This window comes from Legionella sp. (assembly GCF_049790535.1).
Lineage (GTDB): Bacteria > Pseudomonadota > Gammaproteobacteria > Legionellales > Legionellaceae > Legionella.
Genome location: NZ_JBAQZB010000110.1, coordinates 1 through 16,015, shown reverse-complemented (window position 1 = coordinate 16,015; position 16,015 = coordinate 1). Strand labels below are relative to the sequence as shown.

Here is a 16,015-nt window from a genome sequence, read left to right as displayed (position 1 = left end):
AAGCTTGAATTATTGAAAGTGAAAACGTCTTTGAATCATTTTGCTATTAAACAAAAATTACTGCTTAAAGCGAATCAAATTATGTGCAATGAGCTGCAATTATTGAAGGCCTCTGCGTAAGGTGAGTTAGGTAATGAAGCGCAAGAATACTAACATCATCATCATTAGTTTTTTCAGATAAACATCAATGCACTATTTTCAAAAGCTAGATTGTACAAGATTTGTTACCTAAACTACCTTCTAAACATTAAAGACTCGAACCAACAAAAGTTTAAGACGTTTTTTTCAAAATCTATTTTGGTTTCAGAAGGGGAAAATAAACTTCTTAGCATAAAAATAGTATAAAAAATCTAGTTTGTGAGCAGGCATTTAAATTTTCCAATTACATGCAGAATTAATTAATTTACAAGATAAGTGTTTTTACACGACGTATCGCGAACATTGGGATTTTTTACCCCATAAAATAATCCCCGATCCAAATGATTACATAGTTGATAGACATTTAACTCATCCATGCATTGGGCTAGTGTTTTATTCTGACAATCAGCGAAAATAGCTTCAGGCGTACCTAATGCATGGTATTGCTGATTATTCCATTGGTGGAGAGAGCTTGTATAATAAGTAATAAAATCTTTAATTTTCAGATTATTGTCTAAGTTAAATATTTTCATGCCTGGATAATTATGATGAATACGACTGATTCCTGGTGTTGAATAAGAGTAGATATTTATTCCATTAGCTAATCGGATTTTTCTAAATTCCTCCATATGAGTATGAGCACTGAGTAAAGTAATTTGACCATATTGATGGGTGTATTTGGCTAGTATTTTAATAAATTGTTGTGTGTAGTGCCTATACCAAATGGGTTCACCCAGATAAGAGTTTCCTGGGGGTTCATGCATTGCAATTAATAATTGTTTGGCGCTGTGTTTTTTTAATTGCTGTTCTAACCAGGCAAATTGTGCTAGAGCATTCTCTTCTTGCTTCGAATATTTTGAGAAAAAAATTCTTGCCAACCAAGGTATTTTTGCCCATTGGTTAGCATTAAGTGCAATTAATATAATTTCTCTATTATGGGGCATAACGTAGCTGGAATAATAACCATCATGATACATATGACTACTATCAATTACTAAATCTTTGCAATGAACACAAGCACCTTCCCAGTCTGTAGCATAGGTTAAAGGAGAGACGCCATTGAACTCAAATGCTTGGTAATCACCCTGCAAAGAATCATTATTTCCGGTAATATAAAACAAAGGTTTTGCTTTAACATTGCTCTGATATAAACCATGAAAAATTATTTTTTCGTCTTCTTCTTTATTGTTATTAAAGAGTGCATGTGAGGGAATATCACCTAAAAAAATAATGAATTCTATATTCTTACTTAATTGTTTCATTTTATTGAGGCTGATTTTTAAAAATTCGGTTCCTGTGTCTTGGCCGTCACTTGAGGTATTTTTTTTGTCATAATGAATATCACTTATGGTTAAAAAATGTAGGTTTGCGTAAGCCTGATGAACTACAATAAAGACCAGCAGAATAATTTGGAAAAATGATTTCATTGGAATCTAGCTAAAGTTTTCCTCATCATTAGTAGATGAGGGAAGTATGTATCGTAAATTTTTTTCAGCATTTTTTATGCAGCTTCTTTAATAGTCCACGTTCTTTGTAAGTGATTTGTTGCATTAGTGGTTTTAAGCCAAAGTAACATGGGGTTACTTGATTGATTAATCGCTAACGTCTGCGATGATAAGATTACAGCAAAAGGATATTTTTTAAATACAAATTGCAGTGATGTCCAAACTTTTCCCGCATCAGATTGATGGTCATTAACAATCAACTCATTTCCTCTGTATACAATGTTAACTGATTGGCCCTTAAGTGCTATACGTACTGCTGACTCTAATCGGCGCCATTTGGCTTGATGTATTTTTTGTCGCTCTGCTTGCGTGGGGTTTAGTTGGAAGTTCATACGCTTATGAGCTGAAAAAACTTGCGTTAAACGACTACTTACTGGATTTAACCGCAGAAAATAGGAGCACAATGCATCTAAAACTGGTCGTCCTGGACCCGTGGCTTTGCCTGGCCGTCTATTGATATACATGGCAAAGCCCAAGGTATGGCCATTTGAGGTATATAAATATCCAGACAAGCTATTAACTCCAGTCATTGTACCTGTTTTTGCACGGACAAAACCTTGTTGTGTTGGTGTACGAAATCTCTTTTGTAACGTGCCATCACGTCCTGAAACGGGTAAAGCAGAAATGTATTCATAAGATAATGGAAAACGTTGATATAAAAATTGTAACAGCGATAAAGTTTGTTCTGGAGTGACCAAACTGTGACGAGATAATCCTGAACCATCTGCAAATACAGCGTTTTTAAAGTCAATTCCAGTTTGTGCTTGTAGAAATTTCTTAATGAATGGCTCTGCTTCATTCCAATTAACTGGAGAACCATTCAGTTTTGCAGCGGCATGTAAATATAAACTGTCTGCATATAAATTATCGGAAGGCTTTAAGGTATCTGCCATTAACTCGGATAAGGCTTTAGAATAGTTTGTCGCGATTAATACTGTTCCAGTGGGTGTCTTACCTAATTGTATTTGGCCATTAAGTTGAATATTCGCTTGTGCCAGATCGTTTTGGATTATGCCTTGGGTGTAAGCTAGAGGATTTTTGATGGCCATACGTTGCTGTACTGCCCATTGATCTACACCAACACAACCTCGTGCTATTAAGTGGTTGTCCTGGTCTAGAGAAAAACCGACACCACATTCGTTGGCACTGGTCTTTGTGGTTACCTGATTGTTCACTGTAATGGCTGCGCCTCCATCATCAACTTCAACCATTGCGGGATCGCCAGATCTGGCTCCAGGATTTACTGTAACAGTCAAACGATTTGCGTCAATTATTACGGGAGCATTTGGTGCACCATAACTATAGGACAAATCAGCAGCTAGCCAACCAGGAGGATAGGCATCCACAACAGCAAGACTACTGTCGATGTATAAGTTGCCCTGGATGGTATTAATGTGCAAATCCTTAAGTGAAGACACTAATTTTTTTAAGTTTTCACGAGAAAATGAAGGATCGCCACTGAGTTGTAAATAAATATTACCGTGCAACACCCCATTTTGTATTTTGCCAGAGCTAATACTTAATTGATTTTTAAAATGATAATCGGGGCCAAGCACCATAAGTGCCGCAGCTTCAGAAAACAACTTCATATTGCTTGCAGGAATAAATAAATGATTTGCATTTCGACGGTATAGGGTTTCACCAGAGGTCAAATCAACAACTACTATCCCAAGATTAACTTTGGGATTAACCTTTTTAATTAATTTATCCACCTCATTGGGTACGCTGGCACCTTGCGATCCCGACCATAATGCCCATAAACATAAGCTAGTTAAAGTCCTTTTCATTAATGCAGGTTCCTTAAAGTTATTAGGAAAAGTAGCCCATTTATTTACTATACCAAACAACCGGGTTCTGAATGATTAACAGAGCGCAGCTTTTTTATTATAGTTTAATCATATCGTAAGCCTAAGCGCTCCAGAAGTCCTGCAAGGGTATCGTTATCAAAAAATTTTACTTTTAACCATCCGCCGTCTTCATTATCACTTACTATTTGCACTGGCGCACCAACTTGTTCTGCCAGTATGGTTTGCAGACGTTCAATATCCCTGTCTTTTTTAGCATTTCCCGGTGTTATTATTCTTTGTTTTTTTTGTTCTTTTACAGCCTCCTCTAACTGTCTGACAGACCATTGTTCTTCAACAGCGTGTTCAGCTAAATACTCTTGCTGAGCAGGGTTTAAACCTACAAGTATGCGTGCATGTCCTAAGGATAATGCTTTATTACGAAGATACTCCTTCACGTATCCAGTTAGATTGAGTATGCGTAAAATATTGGCAATATGACTGCGTGATTTGCCAACCAGCGTTGCGATTTCATCTTGATGATAATGGAATTCATTTATTAAACGACGGTAGGCACTCGCCTCTTCAATAAGGTTTAAGTCCTCACGTTGGATGTTCTCAACTAAGGTTAATGTACATGCTTGTTTGTCAGTGTAGTGGCCAATTAGACAAGGTATTTTTTGCATACCCGCTAATTGAGCAGCTCGCCAACGTCGCTCACCTGCGATAATTTCATAACGCTCTTTTGTTATAGCCCTTACGATGACTGGTTCGATTAATCCTTGTGAGGCAATTGACTGAGCCAGTTCTTGTAAGGCAGTGGCATTAAAATTTTGCCGAGGTTGGTATTGGCCTGCCTGAATATTTTCTATAGGTATCTGTTGAAATTCAGTGTGCATTTAAAATACTGAATAGATAAGTTGATTAATTATTCCACAATTTTCTTGAAATGAACATCTTTTTGTAATAAATCACGAGTAATGCATTGCATTTGCAGTTTAAAGCAAGCAATAGATAATCGCTGAAATGGCTATAAAACCCATAATTACAGTAAATAAGTTACTTACAACCTGATTCGTGTATTTCTTCATCGCAGGTACTTTGGAAATAGCATACATGGGCATAATAAACAAAAGTATGGCGATGATTGGCCCACCCAGGGTTTCAATAATTTTCAAAATATTGGGGTTAATTGTGGCAGTAATCCAGCAAGTAATAATTATAAAAAGTTCAATAATTTGTTGCAGCTTCCTTGGGCTAATGGTTCTACCCGATGGCTTTAATACATTAACAATAATACTGCTAAGACCTTCTTTAGCACCCAGGTAATGTCCTAAAAAAGATTTAGAGATGGCAATGAACGCAATGATCGGCGCAATACACGCAATTAACGGAGTTTTGAAATGATTTGCCAGATAAGACAAAATAGAGATATTTTGTTGTTTCGCTTGCATTAAATCTTGAGGGGACAGGCTAAGAACACAACTAAAAACGAAGAACATGACTGAAAAAACCATCATTAAGTGACTGTATTTCATAATCGTAGTGCTTCGTTTTTCTGCATGGTTTCCATAGTGTTCTTTCTGACTTACCGCAAAAGAAGAAATAATCGCAGAATGGTTAAATGAAAATACCATCACAGGAATTGCTAACCATAAGGTAGTTAATAATCCATGTCCGCCATTCGCTTGTAATGAGTTACTTTGTTGAAAAATGGCATCATTCCAGTTAGGAATTAAATATAAAGAGAGAAACAATAATGTAGTGGCAAAGGGATAAACTAATAAAGACATTGATTTAACGATAATTTGTTGACCAAAACGGATAATGGCCATCAGTGTGAGGATCAAAATTATGGCTAAAAGTGCGCGTGGGGGTGAGGAAACGCCTATTTGGTTTATAAGAAAACTTTCGACCGTATTAGTCATGGCCACACTGTACACCAATAAAATGGGGTAAATGGAAAAAAAATATAAAGCAGTTAAAATTCGTCCAGGAAAAATTCCAAAATGTTCTTCAACCACATTAGTAATGTTGTTTTGTGCGGAGGAACTGGACAAAACAAATTGACATAAGGCTCGATGGGAATAATAAGTCATGGGGAAAGCTAATAGAGTCATGATAATTAAGGGCCAGATACCATTTAGTCCGGCATCAATTGGGAGAAAAAGGGTTCCAGCTCCTATTGCAGTGCCATAAAGACTGAGCATCCATACGGTATCGTGTTTTGTCCATCGAGATGTATTTTCATTCTTTCCTGCCACAGTAAGCACTGCAGTTGATTCATTTAATGACATTCCAATTACCTTATATTATGCTTGTTAAATAGTTTAACATGTGCAGACCAATTCCAAATCAGCATAATATTAACTCAAACATTTCAATAATTCAACAAAAAATCGTACTTGCATGCTTCTCTTCTTTAATACTACAGGTGAATAGGTCTGTAAAGTATCAGGGAGAGAAGGAATGTTATACTATTTATCTTGCACGCTCTTGTCTCATTTTATCAAGTCGACACCGATATAATAGCATTTGTGCTTAATATTCTAATTTAGTTCCATAAAGACGATCCCCCGCATCGCCCAATCCAGGAATAATGTAACCTTTCTCATTCAATTGCTTATCAATAGCTGCAGTAAAAATAGGTACATCAGGATGTTCTTCATGAAAGGTATTAATACCTTCAGGTACAGAAAGAAGGCACAAAAATTTGATGGATTTAGGGTTCATTGCTTTAATTTCCTTAACTGCTGCAATAGCGGAGTTTCCAGTTGCTAACATTGGATCAACAACAATAACATCCCTGTCGTGAGTATGTTCGGGTAACTTAATGTAATATTCAATTGCTTCTAGGGTTTTAGGATCGCGGTATAAACCGATATGACCTATTCTGGCAGTAGGAACTAGTTGTAGCATTCCATCAACTAATCCATTACCTGCTCTTAAAATGGAAACAAAAATCATTTTTTTCCCTTTTAAAACGGGTGATTTCATTAGCGAAAGTGGTGTTTCAATTTCTTCATATTCTATTTCCAAATCTCGTGTGACTTCATAAGCCATCAGCATACTGACTTCATGCATTAGAGTACGAAACTTAACAGTGCTTGTGTCCTTTTTTCGCATAATTGTCAGTTTATGTTGAATTAGTGGGTGGTTTACTACAACAACTTGTTGGTTTTGCATATTAACTCCATGTGTTGTCTCTTTTTTCCTGAAGAGGTTCAATAGATTTCATTCGAAACGATACTGCCGAGGCACATTGCTTCGTCGATTCGGTTCACCAACCTTGTGCATACCTTTTAGCTCTGCTCCAAGTTTCTTCACACTTTAGGTCGTATAGCACGTTGTGAAAAGATCTAATTTAAAATACGGTGCCATCACTAATAATCTGTAGCGGTGGTGTACCTTGACCTCGTTTTTGTTTGGCAATACGACGTCCTGCTTCCCAAGTTCCTCCTTGCAATATTTTTGCCAAGGGCAATTCTTGCACATTTTTTTGTAGATTTTTTCTGATTAAAACAGCTAATTTATCTAACAATGCCACCGTTAAAGCCCTCCATTCCACAATAAGCTCTGAACTTGGATCATGAGGTTGTAGCAAAGCCTTTTTATCTTTAAGTTGGATTAGACCTGTATCAATAATTAGGCCACCGTTTCGATATTCAGGTAACCCCGTTAGTGTTTCTAAATGAGTGACTTTAATCCCTGCTTGTTGCAAAGGCTCAATTAACGAATAGGTTAACCATTGTGATAATTTGTGGAAAGGGACATATTCAGAGCCAGGCACATCTGTCTTTAATGCCTGGTGTTGCCAGACATCACCAAGAGGAACACCATGAAATACCGATCTGACGGGCCATATTGTGTTAAATGCATTAAGGACTTCTTGAAAAATTTGCGTTACTTTTATGTGATTATTTGTGACTAATGAGTTGATGTGCGTGTAAAAATTACCCAAGCGTCCTTCCTCCCCAAAATAGGAAGGATTTTCCTGAATTATAGTGCCTAATCGGTTCAATAATGCAACTCGTCCAGTAATACCTTCTAAAACATTGGTCTCGCTTACTTGCATACCCTGTTTGAGATCATGTTCACTAAACTCCAGTAAGCGTTGACCATCTACCCTTAATGGAGTATTTGGATTAGCACTGAAGTTACCCCATTGATAAAGATGTAAACTGGCCAAGGCTAAACCTTCTGAACGTGAATATTCTAATGCTGTTTCAGGCTCTATATAGCGCCAGGATTGGCCTGCACCAGCATCAAGAATTACACTAATAATTACGAGTTCAAAGAGTATTTTTCCTCGTTCATTCATTGATAATGCACTGAATTGTTTTTGCATCTTTTGGAGTCGATTAATGCCACCTGCCTCAAAATGGCGCCAGCGGCTATGATATGGAATATTTAGATCAGGGTATTGTTGCCGAATAACTTCAGTAACAAAAGAGGCTGTAGCGGTCATATTTTCTTCTGCTAAAGCAAAATGCGCCAGTTTATTGTGTTTGGCTAGATTTAAGATGGCTTGTGTACGATTACGGATGGTATGTAGGTCACGGAGTATTGTTAAAACTGAGTCGCCTTCTTGTTGTTCCTTATTCATGAAGATCTCGTCCTTTAGTTTCTGCTAACTCATTGATGTCGACAATTCGGTCCGGTGAATAATAACCTGCAGCGCGTTTTGCACTCATCTCTACTTGTGCATCTGGTGGAACAAGTTCATCAGGAATTTTAACACGTTCAATCACATTAATTCCTGATTTTTGCAACGCATCATATTTCATATTGGACATGGAAACAAAACGGTGAATTTTAGTAATTCCTAGCCAGTGTAGGATGTCAGACATTAATTCCTGAAAACGCAAGTCTTGGACCCCAGCGACACATTCAGTTCGTTCAAAATATTTGGCTGCTGTGTCGCCGCCTTTTTGGCGTTTACGCGCGTTATAAACAAGAAACTTGGTTACTTCGCCTAGAGCCCGACCTTCTTTGCGATTATAAACAATAAGACCAGCGCCTCCATTTTGTGCAGACTCAATGCATAATTCAATGCCGTAGGTTAAATAGGGTCTGCAAGTACAAATATCTGACCCAAAGACATCAGAACCATTACATTCATCATGTATACGGCAAGTAAGTTCAATTTTAGGATCGTGTATAGTACTTACATCGCCAAAGAAATAAGCAGTTAAACCGCCAATAGGTGGTAGAAAGATATCCAGATCAGTGCGGGTTACCAGTTCTGGAAACATGCCTGCAGTTTGTTCAAATAAAGTACGGCGCAAGAGCGATTCTGAAATTTGAAAGCGCTCCGCAATTCCTGGCAAATACCATACAGGCTCTATAGCTGCTTTAGTAACGGTAACGTCACCGGATTCTTTTAATATTTTTCCATCTGGCTTGAGGCGTCCTTTTTGTATGGCAGTATGTAATTCAGGAATATTAATATGAGCCCCAGTTACAGCGATGGTAGGTCTAATGTCACATCCAGCTTTAATTTCATTTGCAAACTCAGTAACTACAAGATGTCCCCAGGGATCTAATGAACTAATTTTTTTCGGGTCACACCATTGGGGATGTGGGCCTATTGTTACAGAGGGTGTGGTGTCGGTAAGATCTGGCACGTGTTCAGGATCTAAAATTCCAGCAGCAACTGCTAGCGCTCGATAAACGGAGTAGGAACCAGAGTGCGTACCAACGGCATTGCGATTGCGAATATTAGTTAGTGAAGCAATAATTGGTCCTCGTTCTTTGGCTGTTTTTGCTCCCCATTTTATTTTTAGTGAGGGAGTAGTTTGCTCTGAAGGATGTGATGATAAAACTATATGCCCTTTAGATTTTTTTTTTGCATCATCATGTGTCATGGCTAATCCCTTAAATTTGATAGCAAGATCTTCGATCTGTTGGGAATTTATCATAACAGAACAGATTCTTGCATAGAAGTCGTGATTTTTAGATTGAACTAAAGCTCATTTCTCATTATTATAAATTAGGTCTATGGAACTTTTGCTCATAAAAAACAAAGAGTTATCGACCTTGTATTTTTTTATTAATTACTCAGGACTTTAATGAACACTCTAATTGTTTGTCTATTTATCGCAATATTATTTCCTTATTTGCTTAAAATTGTTGTTGGTTATTTTATGAAAAATGAAGGAGTTTATGATAATCATCATCCCAGGATACAACAAGCCCGTTTAATGGGCATGGGGGCCAGAGCTGTTGCTGCTCATCAGAATAGTTTTGAATCTTTATTAGTGTTTACTCCTGCTGCTCTAACAGCTTTAGTTACAAATAATGTAGGCATTACAGTTCAGGTTTTAGCAATAATTTATATCATCTCACGGCTTATCTATACTATTTTTTATTTGAAAGACTATGCTTTATTAAGGTCATTGACTTGGTTTGTTGGTTTCATCTGTTGTCTTGCTATTTTATTAGCGTGCATCAGGTAATCTGATGATGAAACAGCTCTTAAAATACCATCCTGTATTGAGCTTATGTTTTTAATAAAAATAAACAAAATTTGACTTGGAATCCCCAAATTTATGTTAAGTAAACAAGAGCGTTTTCAAAAATGGCGAGGTAATGAGATGTTAATGAGCTAAAATATATTAACGTTGTTGAGTTTATCAGCACGTATGTTGATTCCGCAGAAAGTTTAGAGGCAATCAGAAATGTTTTTGGTAAAAATGATTCCATAAAATTTAGAGAATTTCAGCAATTGAATGGCCGTTTTTTAGGTGCTATTGCATTTTTTAAGTTAGCTATTGATGAAGTAAGGGAACAATGTATTAATGAACCTAAGAGTAATCTCCTCTATGAACTGTTATCTGACCTAAGCCAAGTTTTAACTTCAATTTATGACCAGCCAAAATCAACAGCCCATGCCAAGAATTTAATTAACATAATGAACTGTTTGACTTAAAGGATTCTTTTTTTACTGATAAAAAACAAACACAAAATCTTTTTTTTAGTATCTATACCATATTGCAATTTGTAGAACCTACTTTAAGTTCCTTAAGTGGGGTTGTTATGTCCGTTCTTTCTCGTTGTATCAATATTGATCAAGTAAAAAAAGAGGTGAAGTCATTAATTAGAAAAATAGAAGATAGGGATCAGTTTTTTGATACTGTGCGCAATATCAAAATAATATAAATGTGGAAATGAAGCAGATTGAGGAAGACTTTTGTCTTGATAAGATGGTTAAAAATCGATCTAAAAGGTTGTTTTACTGAGGAAGTTAATGTACTTTACTTGCTGCGAGCAAATAATATACCTATAAGAAAACGCGAGGTGCGTTTATTAATAAAGAATGTGTCAAAATTATTTGCCACTGATCAAGTGGTTCCTCCCTTAGAGGAAAACTTTTCATCAAAATTGTGTTAGCACTCTGCTCCCCACGTTCCGTTGCGATTTTCAATTTTGAGCTATATTAATCATTACAGAACTTAGTTAAATTAACTAAAGGACATGTTTATGGCTCTTCTGCTATGGATATTGATAGCTACATCCATATATCTTCCCCAACTTCCGGTGGATTTTGTAGAACAAAAAAAAATAGTACATGATGAAATGTGTCTTATTAGTTTAATGGCGCCTATTTTTAGCGCGGAACAATTAAGTGTACTGTCTATAAAGGACATTAGTCTGATGCTTCATGATCAGGCATCGACGTTAAATCAGGAGGTGATTAATAAAGTTCTTTTGACCTTAAAATGTGCCTCTGAATACAATATTGATCATAATGATATTTTGACCATTATCGATTATTCTTTGCCCTCAAATGAAAAGCGTCTGTGGGTTTTTAATTTAAAAGAGAAGAAATTATTGTTTCATACTTATGTTTCTCACGGTATTAAATCGGGTGCCTTAATTTCTAATTATTTTTCAAATAAATACAATAGTAAAGCAAGCAGTATAGGTGTTTATCAAACACAAAAAGCTTATTATGGTCGTGATGGACTTTCATTACGGTTGGATGGTTTGGATAGAAGTTTTAATGATAATGCATCTAATCGTTCAGTGGTGATGCACTCAGGATGGTATGTAGAAGAACCTTTTATCAAAAAGTATGGCAGACCAGGGCGTAGTTGGGGATGTCCTGCATTACCCTTAGAAAATTCACAAGCAATTATTAATACAATTAAGGATAAGTCCTTATTAGTGATTTATTATCCAAGTGATAACTGGTTTACCAAATCAAAATTCTTAAATTGTGATCAAGTTGCCTTCTCTAAAACAGCGAAGACATCAACTCAGGATATAACAGAGAGCGCTCCTGACGATCAACGTGAAGCTATTTTATTTGTTGTCGGAAGTGGTTATAAAGGAAAACACTCTGAAACTAACCCAGTTGCTGTTATTTCTGCTGACAGTTACCAACGTATCTTTCACATTCCCGTTCCTCTTACTCGTATGCTAAGACGACAAATTAATAATTCTGAATACATTGCTTTAAGTTCGTCAGAACTTATTTATCTGACTAATAACAGTAACGCGAGCACTGCAGAACAAGAGGTTGGTTTGAATGTAATTTATTTTGTAATCCCTGTGATTAGAGAGGTACGTGGCGGATATTATGAAACCCAAATGGAGATGGTAAATTTAGGTAAAATTAAAGAGGTAAAAGTGGATGGGGTTTTACCCATGGAAAATAATACGATAAATAGTTTTACTATTTATTTTGAAGGTAGACCCGCAGTTAATTTAAAGGTATCCACTCAATTCATTCGCTGGGTAGGATTATAATCCTGGAAAAATGGTGGAACTTTGCCAACGTTTTTTTGAATAACAGCTCTTGCTCTTCGTGAATAAATAGAGGATAAAGATGTTTTTTATAAGTTATTGGATGTAATAAGATTGTGTCATTAGTTAAATCTGCCTTTAATGGTATTGGTTCTGGAGCTGGTGTAGCATGGCCATTTTTTGGAATACTTTTTACTTTAGTCGGTGGTTCTATTGGTGGTTCTATCTCTTTAATGTTGGGAAGTATTGCCATAGGATTATTTTTTACGGTTAGCGTCTTCGTTTTTTACTTTTCTTATCAACAAACTCAAAAGGATGAACAGCAGCTTCAGGACTTGTTACGAAAAAATGAGCGAAAATTATCAGCAGATATTGGATATTACATAAATAGTATTCGTGAGTACTTGTTATCTAAAAAAGAATTAAATGATTTTGATAGGTATTTTCCTTGTGTGCTTAATCAAGATCTTCAACAAATAACTGCACTTGATAAGGATTCACCTTTATTCCAATTCTTAGCTATTTTGAGCAAAGAATATGAGCAACATTGCTGCATACCGTCTAACCAAATTATCATACAACGTCTCATGGAAGAGTTATCACAACCACCAGTTCCTTATTCTAAAATTTTTATTTCTGCTTTTTTTGATTTTGTGGGAACCTTTGGTTCAATTGCTGGATGTAGTGCAGGAGTTTCTGGATTATTAAACGGAATGGGGATATTTAGTAGTTTTGCCGCATTTCCTTTGCTGGGATGGGGAATTATTGGAATAGCACTAACTTTAGGTTTATTTTCAGCATATAGTGCCATGATTGATGTACAGCAGACATTTAAAAAACAACTACTCAATCAAACATTTAAAGACATACATCAGCAATTAAGTAATGCCACTCTAGAGCGAAATTTAGATGCAGCACTTAATCAAGCTACAAATTCTTCAATTAAAATTCAGGTGACAACACAATCAATTTTTTCTTCTAAAGAAAGGACTCTAAATAAATTCAGATTAAATTTTTCATCGTTTTTTAAAGCATGTCAGGTTGATTCTAAGGAATCTTTTATAGATCAGAGCGAACAATTTGATCTAAAACCCTTAATCAGGCGTTGACATGCTGCAGTTTGTCTGCAAGAAGTAAGTTTTAGAGATAAATAAACAGTACTAAGCTTTTAAATTTTTTTATTGACTTCAGTTTGTTCATCATCATCTCTAAGTTCAAGCCACATAGCATTTAATATTGCAAAAGCACAGGCTAAACCTGTGCCTAAAACCCAGGAAAAATACCACATAAAATAATCTCCTAATAGGCAGTTTCTTTATTCTTAATAATGGATTCTTCAGTTACTTTACCGCGCAAGACATGGTAAACCCAAGCGGTGTACCCTATGACAATAGGTAAAAAAATAACAACTACGACTAACATAGTAAATAAAGTTGATTGGCTTGATGAGCTATCCCAAACAGTTAGACTTTGTCCAGGATTGGTGGAGGAAGGGAGTATGAATGGAAACATACTCACTCCTACTGTGCTAATAATTCCAAAAACTGAAAGAGCACTAAAAACAAAGGCGAATTTTGCGTATCGAGTAAAGATTAGCGCTAAAAATGCACCGACTATACCAAGAATTGGTGCCATTAATGTTACTGGGTAAGCACGGTAATTATTGAACCAGGCATCTGTTTGTTGCAAAGCTGTTTTATGAAGGGGGTTAGATGGCGCATCATGAAGAATTACTCCATTTAACACATAGCCATCGATGCCATAATGTAGCCAGAATCCTGCGCCAATAAAAACAGCTAAAGTCAAGAAAGCACTTATTTTTCCAGCCTTAATTGCATTTTGTTGTAGATGTTTCTCAGTTTTCACGTTAAGAAAAAAAGCACCATGCATGGCTAACATTAGAACAGATAATACACCGCATAATAAAGCAAATGGATTAAGCAAATCAAAAAAGCCTCCTGTGTAAAATGAACGTAAATGATCGTCAAAATGAAATGGGACGCCCTGTAATACGTTGCCTATGGCAACACCAAAAATTAATGTGGGGACAAAACCACCCACAAATAAAGAATAATCCCAAAAAGAACGCCATCGCGGATTACCTAATTTAGATCGGTATTTAAAACCCACGGGGCGCAAAATTAATGCGAGTAAAATAAGTAACATTGCACAATAAAAACCGGAGAAGGATAGGGCATACAAGGTTGGCCAGGCTGCAAAAATTGCGCCGCCCCCAAGAATAAACCATACTTGATTACCTTCCCAAGTTGGTGCGATGCTGTTAATGAGAATTCGTCGGTCCATATCGGTTTTCGCAATCCAGGGTAGCCACATAGCCACCCCTAAATCAAAACCATCAAATATTGCAAAACCTATCAGTAAAAGGCCAAGCAGTTCCCACCATATAACACGTAATGTTTCATAATCTAAAGGCATCGTTATTTCTCCTAGTGAGCTAGATTATCAGGGCCAAGGCGGATGTATTTAACCATCAAATAGACTTCAACTACTGCGAGCGTGCTGTAAAAGAGGATAAAGCCTGTCATAGAAGTAAGTACTTGTGATGTGCTGACGGATGAAGTACCTATCATCGTAGGTAATATTCCTTGTACTACCCAGGGTTGACGCCCATATTCAGCTACTATCCAACCTAATTCAGCTGCAAGCCAGGGTAAGGGCAAGGCCAAGAAAGCTATACGTAAATACCACTGTGAAGTATGTAATTTATGTTTTGCCGATAAATAAAAACCTATTGCAAATAATAAAATGAAGAAGAAACCACAGGCTACCATAATGCGAAACGAAAAAAATAAAGGGACAACGTGGGGTTTTAAATCATGGGCCGCTTTATCAATTTGCTCTTCGTTGGCATCAACTACATTTTCAGTGTATTTTTTTAATAATAATCCATGACCTAAAAAGGCATTATGAGCAGTAAAATCTGTTTTTGCTTGCTCATCATTGGGGTTTTTTTGCAGACGTATCAAGGCATCATAGGCAAGTATTCCCTCTTTAATATGGTCTTTACCTTCTGCAATGAGTTGGTTAATGCCTACTAATGGTGTACGAAAGGTATGAGTTGCAATTAATCCCAATATAAAAGGAAGCCTAACTGCATAATCAGTTGTCATGGTTTTTTCATTGGGCCAGCCAATCACAGTGAATGCCGCAGGTGCATCTTCTGTGTGCCACAGAGCTTCTATAGCTGCAAATTTCATTTTTTGATTGTTGTAATCAAGTTGTCCACTTTCATCACCTAAAACAACCACTGCTAAAGCAGAAGCTAAACCAAAACTGACAGCAACCGTCATCGAGCGTTTAGCAAAGTTAAGGTTTCGACGACGTAATAGGAAATAAGCACTAATGGATAAGACGAATATAGATCCGGTTACGTATCCAGCACTGATGGTATGGACGAATTTAGCTTGTGCTACTGGGTTAAACATAACTGTGGCAAAATCGGTGACCTCCATACGCATGGTATGGAAATTGAATTCTGCACCCACAGGGTTTTGCATCCAGCCATTGGCAATTAATATCCATAAGGCGGAAAGATTTGTGCCTAAAGCAAGCAACCAGGTGCAACACAAATGTTGTATACGACTTAATTTATCCCAACCGAAAAAAAATAAACCAACAAAAGTGGCTTCTAAAAAGAAGGCCATAATACCTTCTATCGCTAAGGGGGCACCAAATACATCGCCTACATAATGCGAGTAATAAGCCCAATTCGTACCAAACTGAAATTCCATTGTCAAACCAGTAGCAATGCCTAAAACAAAGTTAATTCCAAAAAGCATTCCCCAGTATTTTACCATCTGTCGCCAAATATCCCGT

13 protein-coding genes and 1 pseudogene are annotated in these 16,015 nt (G+C 36.6%); 4 read left to right on the top strand and 10 right to left on the bottom strand.

Features of this window, described 5'->3' with window-relative positions:
• A pseudogene (locus WA877_RS06725) lies at positions 1 to 120 on the top strand (IS701 family transposase); the annotation flags it as partial.
• A 278-nt stretch (positions 121 to 398) separates the two neighbouring features.
• Here the strand turns inward: WA877_RS06725 and WA877_RS06720 are convergent.
• The 7 genes from WA877_RS06720 to WA877_RS06690 form a co-directional block, all read right to left on the bottom strand.
• On the bottom strand, positions 399 to 1,565 hold the full coding sequence (locus WA877_RS06720; RefSeq protein ID WP_425170152.1) for a metallophosphoesterase: 1,167 nt from the start codon (positions 1,563 to 1,565) through the stop codon (positions 399 to 401).
• Between the two features lie 74 nt (positions 1,566 to 1,639).
• Positions 1,640 to 3,430 (bottom strand): D-alanyl-D-alanine carboxypeptidase/D-alanyl-D-alanine endopeptidase, encoded by a 1,791-nt coding sequence (gene dacB / locus WA877_RS06715; protein WP_425170151.1) that lies wholly within the window; start codon positions 3,428 to 3,430, stop codon positions 1,640 to 1,642.
• A 104-nt stretch (positions 3,431 to 3,534) separates the two neighbouring features.
• On the bottom strand, positions 3,535 to 4,326 hold the full coding sequence (locus WA877_RS06710) for a ParB/RepB/Spo0J family partition protein (RefSeq protein ID WP_425170150.1): 792 nt from the start codon (positions 4,324 to 4,326) through the stop codon (positions 3,535 to 3,537).
• A 99-nt stretch (positions 4,327 to 4,425) separates the two neighbouring features.
• Entirely contained in the window at positions 4,426 to 5,724 is a 1,299-nt protein-coding gene (locus WA877_RS06705) for a serine/threonine transporter (RefSeq protein ID WP_425170149.1), read from the bottom strand.
• Positions 5,725 to 5,968: 244 nt separating this feature from the next.
• The gene (gene upp, locus WA877_RS06700; protein ID WP_425170148.1) at positions 5,969 to 6,613 is read right to left on the bottom strand and encodes a uracil phosphoribosyltransferase; all 645 of its coding nucleotides are present in this window, start codon (positions 6,611 to 6,613) and stop codon (positions 5,969 to 5,971) included.
• A gap of 178 nt (positions 6,614 to 6,791) precedes the next feature.
• Positions 6,792 to 8,033: a URC4/urg3 family protein gene (locus WA877_RS06695; RefSeq protein ID WP_425170147.1), complete on the bottom strand. Its 1,242-nt coding sequence runs from the start codon at positions 8,031 to 8,033 to the stop codon at positions 6,792 to 6,794.
• Entirely contained in the window at positions 8,026 to 9,294 is a 1,269-nt protein-coding gene (locus WA877_RS06690; protein ID WP_425170146.1) for a GTP cyclohydrolase II, read from the bottom strand. The genes WA877_RS06695 and WA877_RS06690 overlap by 8 nt, the downstream gene beginning before the upstream one ends.
• Before the next feature lie 204 nt (positions 9,295 to 9,498).
• On the opposite strand from WA877_RS06690, the gene WA877_RS06685 reads away from it, so the two are divergent.
• The 3 genes from WA877_RS06685 (at position 9,499) to WA877_RS06675 (ending at position 13,287) form a co-directional block, all read left to right on the top strand.
• Positions 9,499 to 9,885, top strand: coding sequence for an MAPEG family protein (locus WA877_RS06685; protein WP_425170145.1), 387 nt, complete (start codon positions 9,499 to 9,501; stop codon positions 9,883 to 9,885).
• Between the two features lie 1,024 nt (positions 9,886 to 10,909).
• Positions 10,910 to 12,181 (top strand): murein L,D-transpeptidase catalytic domain family protein, encoded by a 1,272-nt coding sequence (locus WA877_RS06680; RefSeq protein WP_425170144.1) that lies wholly within the window; start codon positions 10,910 to 10,912, stop codon positions 12,179 to 12,181.
• Positions 12,182 to 12,294: 113 nt separating this feature from the next.
• Positions 12,295 to 13,287, top strand: coding sequence for a hypothetical protein (locus WA877_RS06675; protein ID WP_425170143.1), 993 nt, complete (start codon positions 12,295 to 12,297; stop codon positions 13,285 to 13,287).
• A gap of 59 nt (positions 13,288 to 13,346) precedes the next feature.
• Here the strand turns inward: WA877_RS06675 and cydX are convergent, their stop codons facing one another.
• The 3 genes from cydX to WA877_RS06660 all read right to left on the bottom strand — a co-directional run.
• Positions 13,347 to 13,466: a cytochrome bd-I oxidase subunit CydX gene (cydX, locus tag WA877_RS06670; protein WP_425170142.1), complete on the bottom strand. Its 120-nt coding sequence runs from the start codon at positions 13,464 to 13,466 to the stop codon at positions 13,347 to 13,349.
• Between the two features lie 11 nt (positions 13,467 to 13,477).
• Entirely contained in the window at positions 13,478 to 14,614 is a 1,137-nt protein-coding gene (cydB, locus tag WA877_RS06665) for a cytochrome d ubiquinol oxidase subunit II (protein ID WP_425170141.1), read from the bottom strand.
• 11 nt (positions 14,615 to 14,625) lie between these two features.
• A partial coding sequence (locus WA877_RS06660) for a cytochrome ubiquinol oxidase subunit I (protein ID WP_425170140.1) occupies positions 14,626 to 16,015 on the bottom strand: 1,390 nt, incomplete at its 5' end.

What these genes read in the sequence shown, in the direction of transcription:
- WA877_RS06705 (WP_425170149.1), bottom strand. Translation starts at nt 5,724, where the DNA reads ATGTCATTAAATGAATCAACTGCAGTGCTTACTGTGGCAGGAAAGAAT.
- cydX (WP_425170142.1), bottom strand. Translation starts at nt 13,466, where the DNA reads ATGTGGTATTTTTCCTGGGTTTTAGGCACAGGTTTAGCCTGTGCTTTT.
- upp (WP_425170148.1), bottom strand. Translation starts at nt 6,613, where the DNA reads ATGCAAAACCAACAAGTTGTTGTAGTAAACCACCCACTAATTCAACAT.
- WA877_RS06690 (WP_425170146.1), bottom strand. Translation starts at nt 9,294, where the DNA reads ATGACACATGATGATGCAAAAAAAAAATCTAAAGGGCATATAGTTTTA.
- WA877_RS06710 (WP_425170150.1), bottom strand. Translation starts at nt 4,326, where the DNA reads ATGCACACTGAATTTCAACAGATACCTATAGAAAATATTCAGGCAGGC.
- cydB (WP_425170141.1), bottom strand. Translation starts at nt 14,614, where the DNA reads ATGCCTTTAGATTATGAAACATTACGTGTTATATGGTGGGAACTGCTT.
- WA877_RS06720 (WP_425170152.1), bottom strand. Translation starts at nt 1,565, where the DNA reads ATGAAATCATTTTTCCAAATTATTCTGCTGGTCTTTATTGTAGTTCAT.
- WA877_RS06695 (WP_425170147.1), bottom strand. Translation starts at nt 8,033, where the DNA reads ATGAATAAGGAACAACAAGAAGGCGACTCAGTTTTAACAATACTCCGT.
- dacB (WP_425170151.1), bottom strand. Translation starts at nt 3,430, where the DNA reads ATGAAAAGGACTTTAACTAGCTTATGTTTATGGGCATTATGGTCGGGA.
- WA877_RS06680 (WP_425170144.1), top strand. Translation starts at nt 10,910, where the DNA reads ATGGCTCTTCTGCTATGGATATTGATAGCTACATCCATATATCTTCCC.
- WA877_RS06685 (WP_425170145.1), top strand. Translation starts at nt 9,499, where the DNA reads ATGAACACTCTAATTGTTTGTCTATTTATCGCAATATTATTTCCTTAT.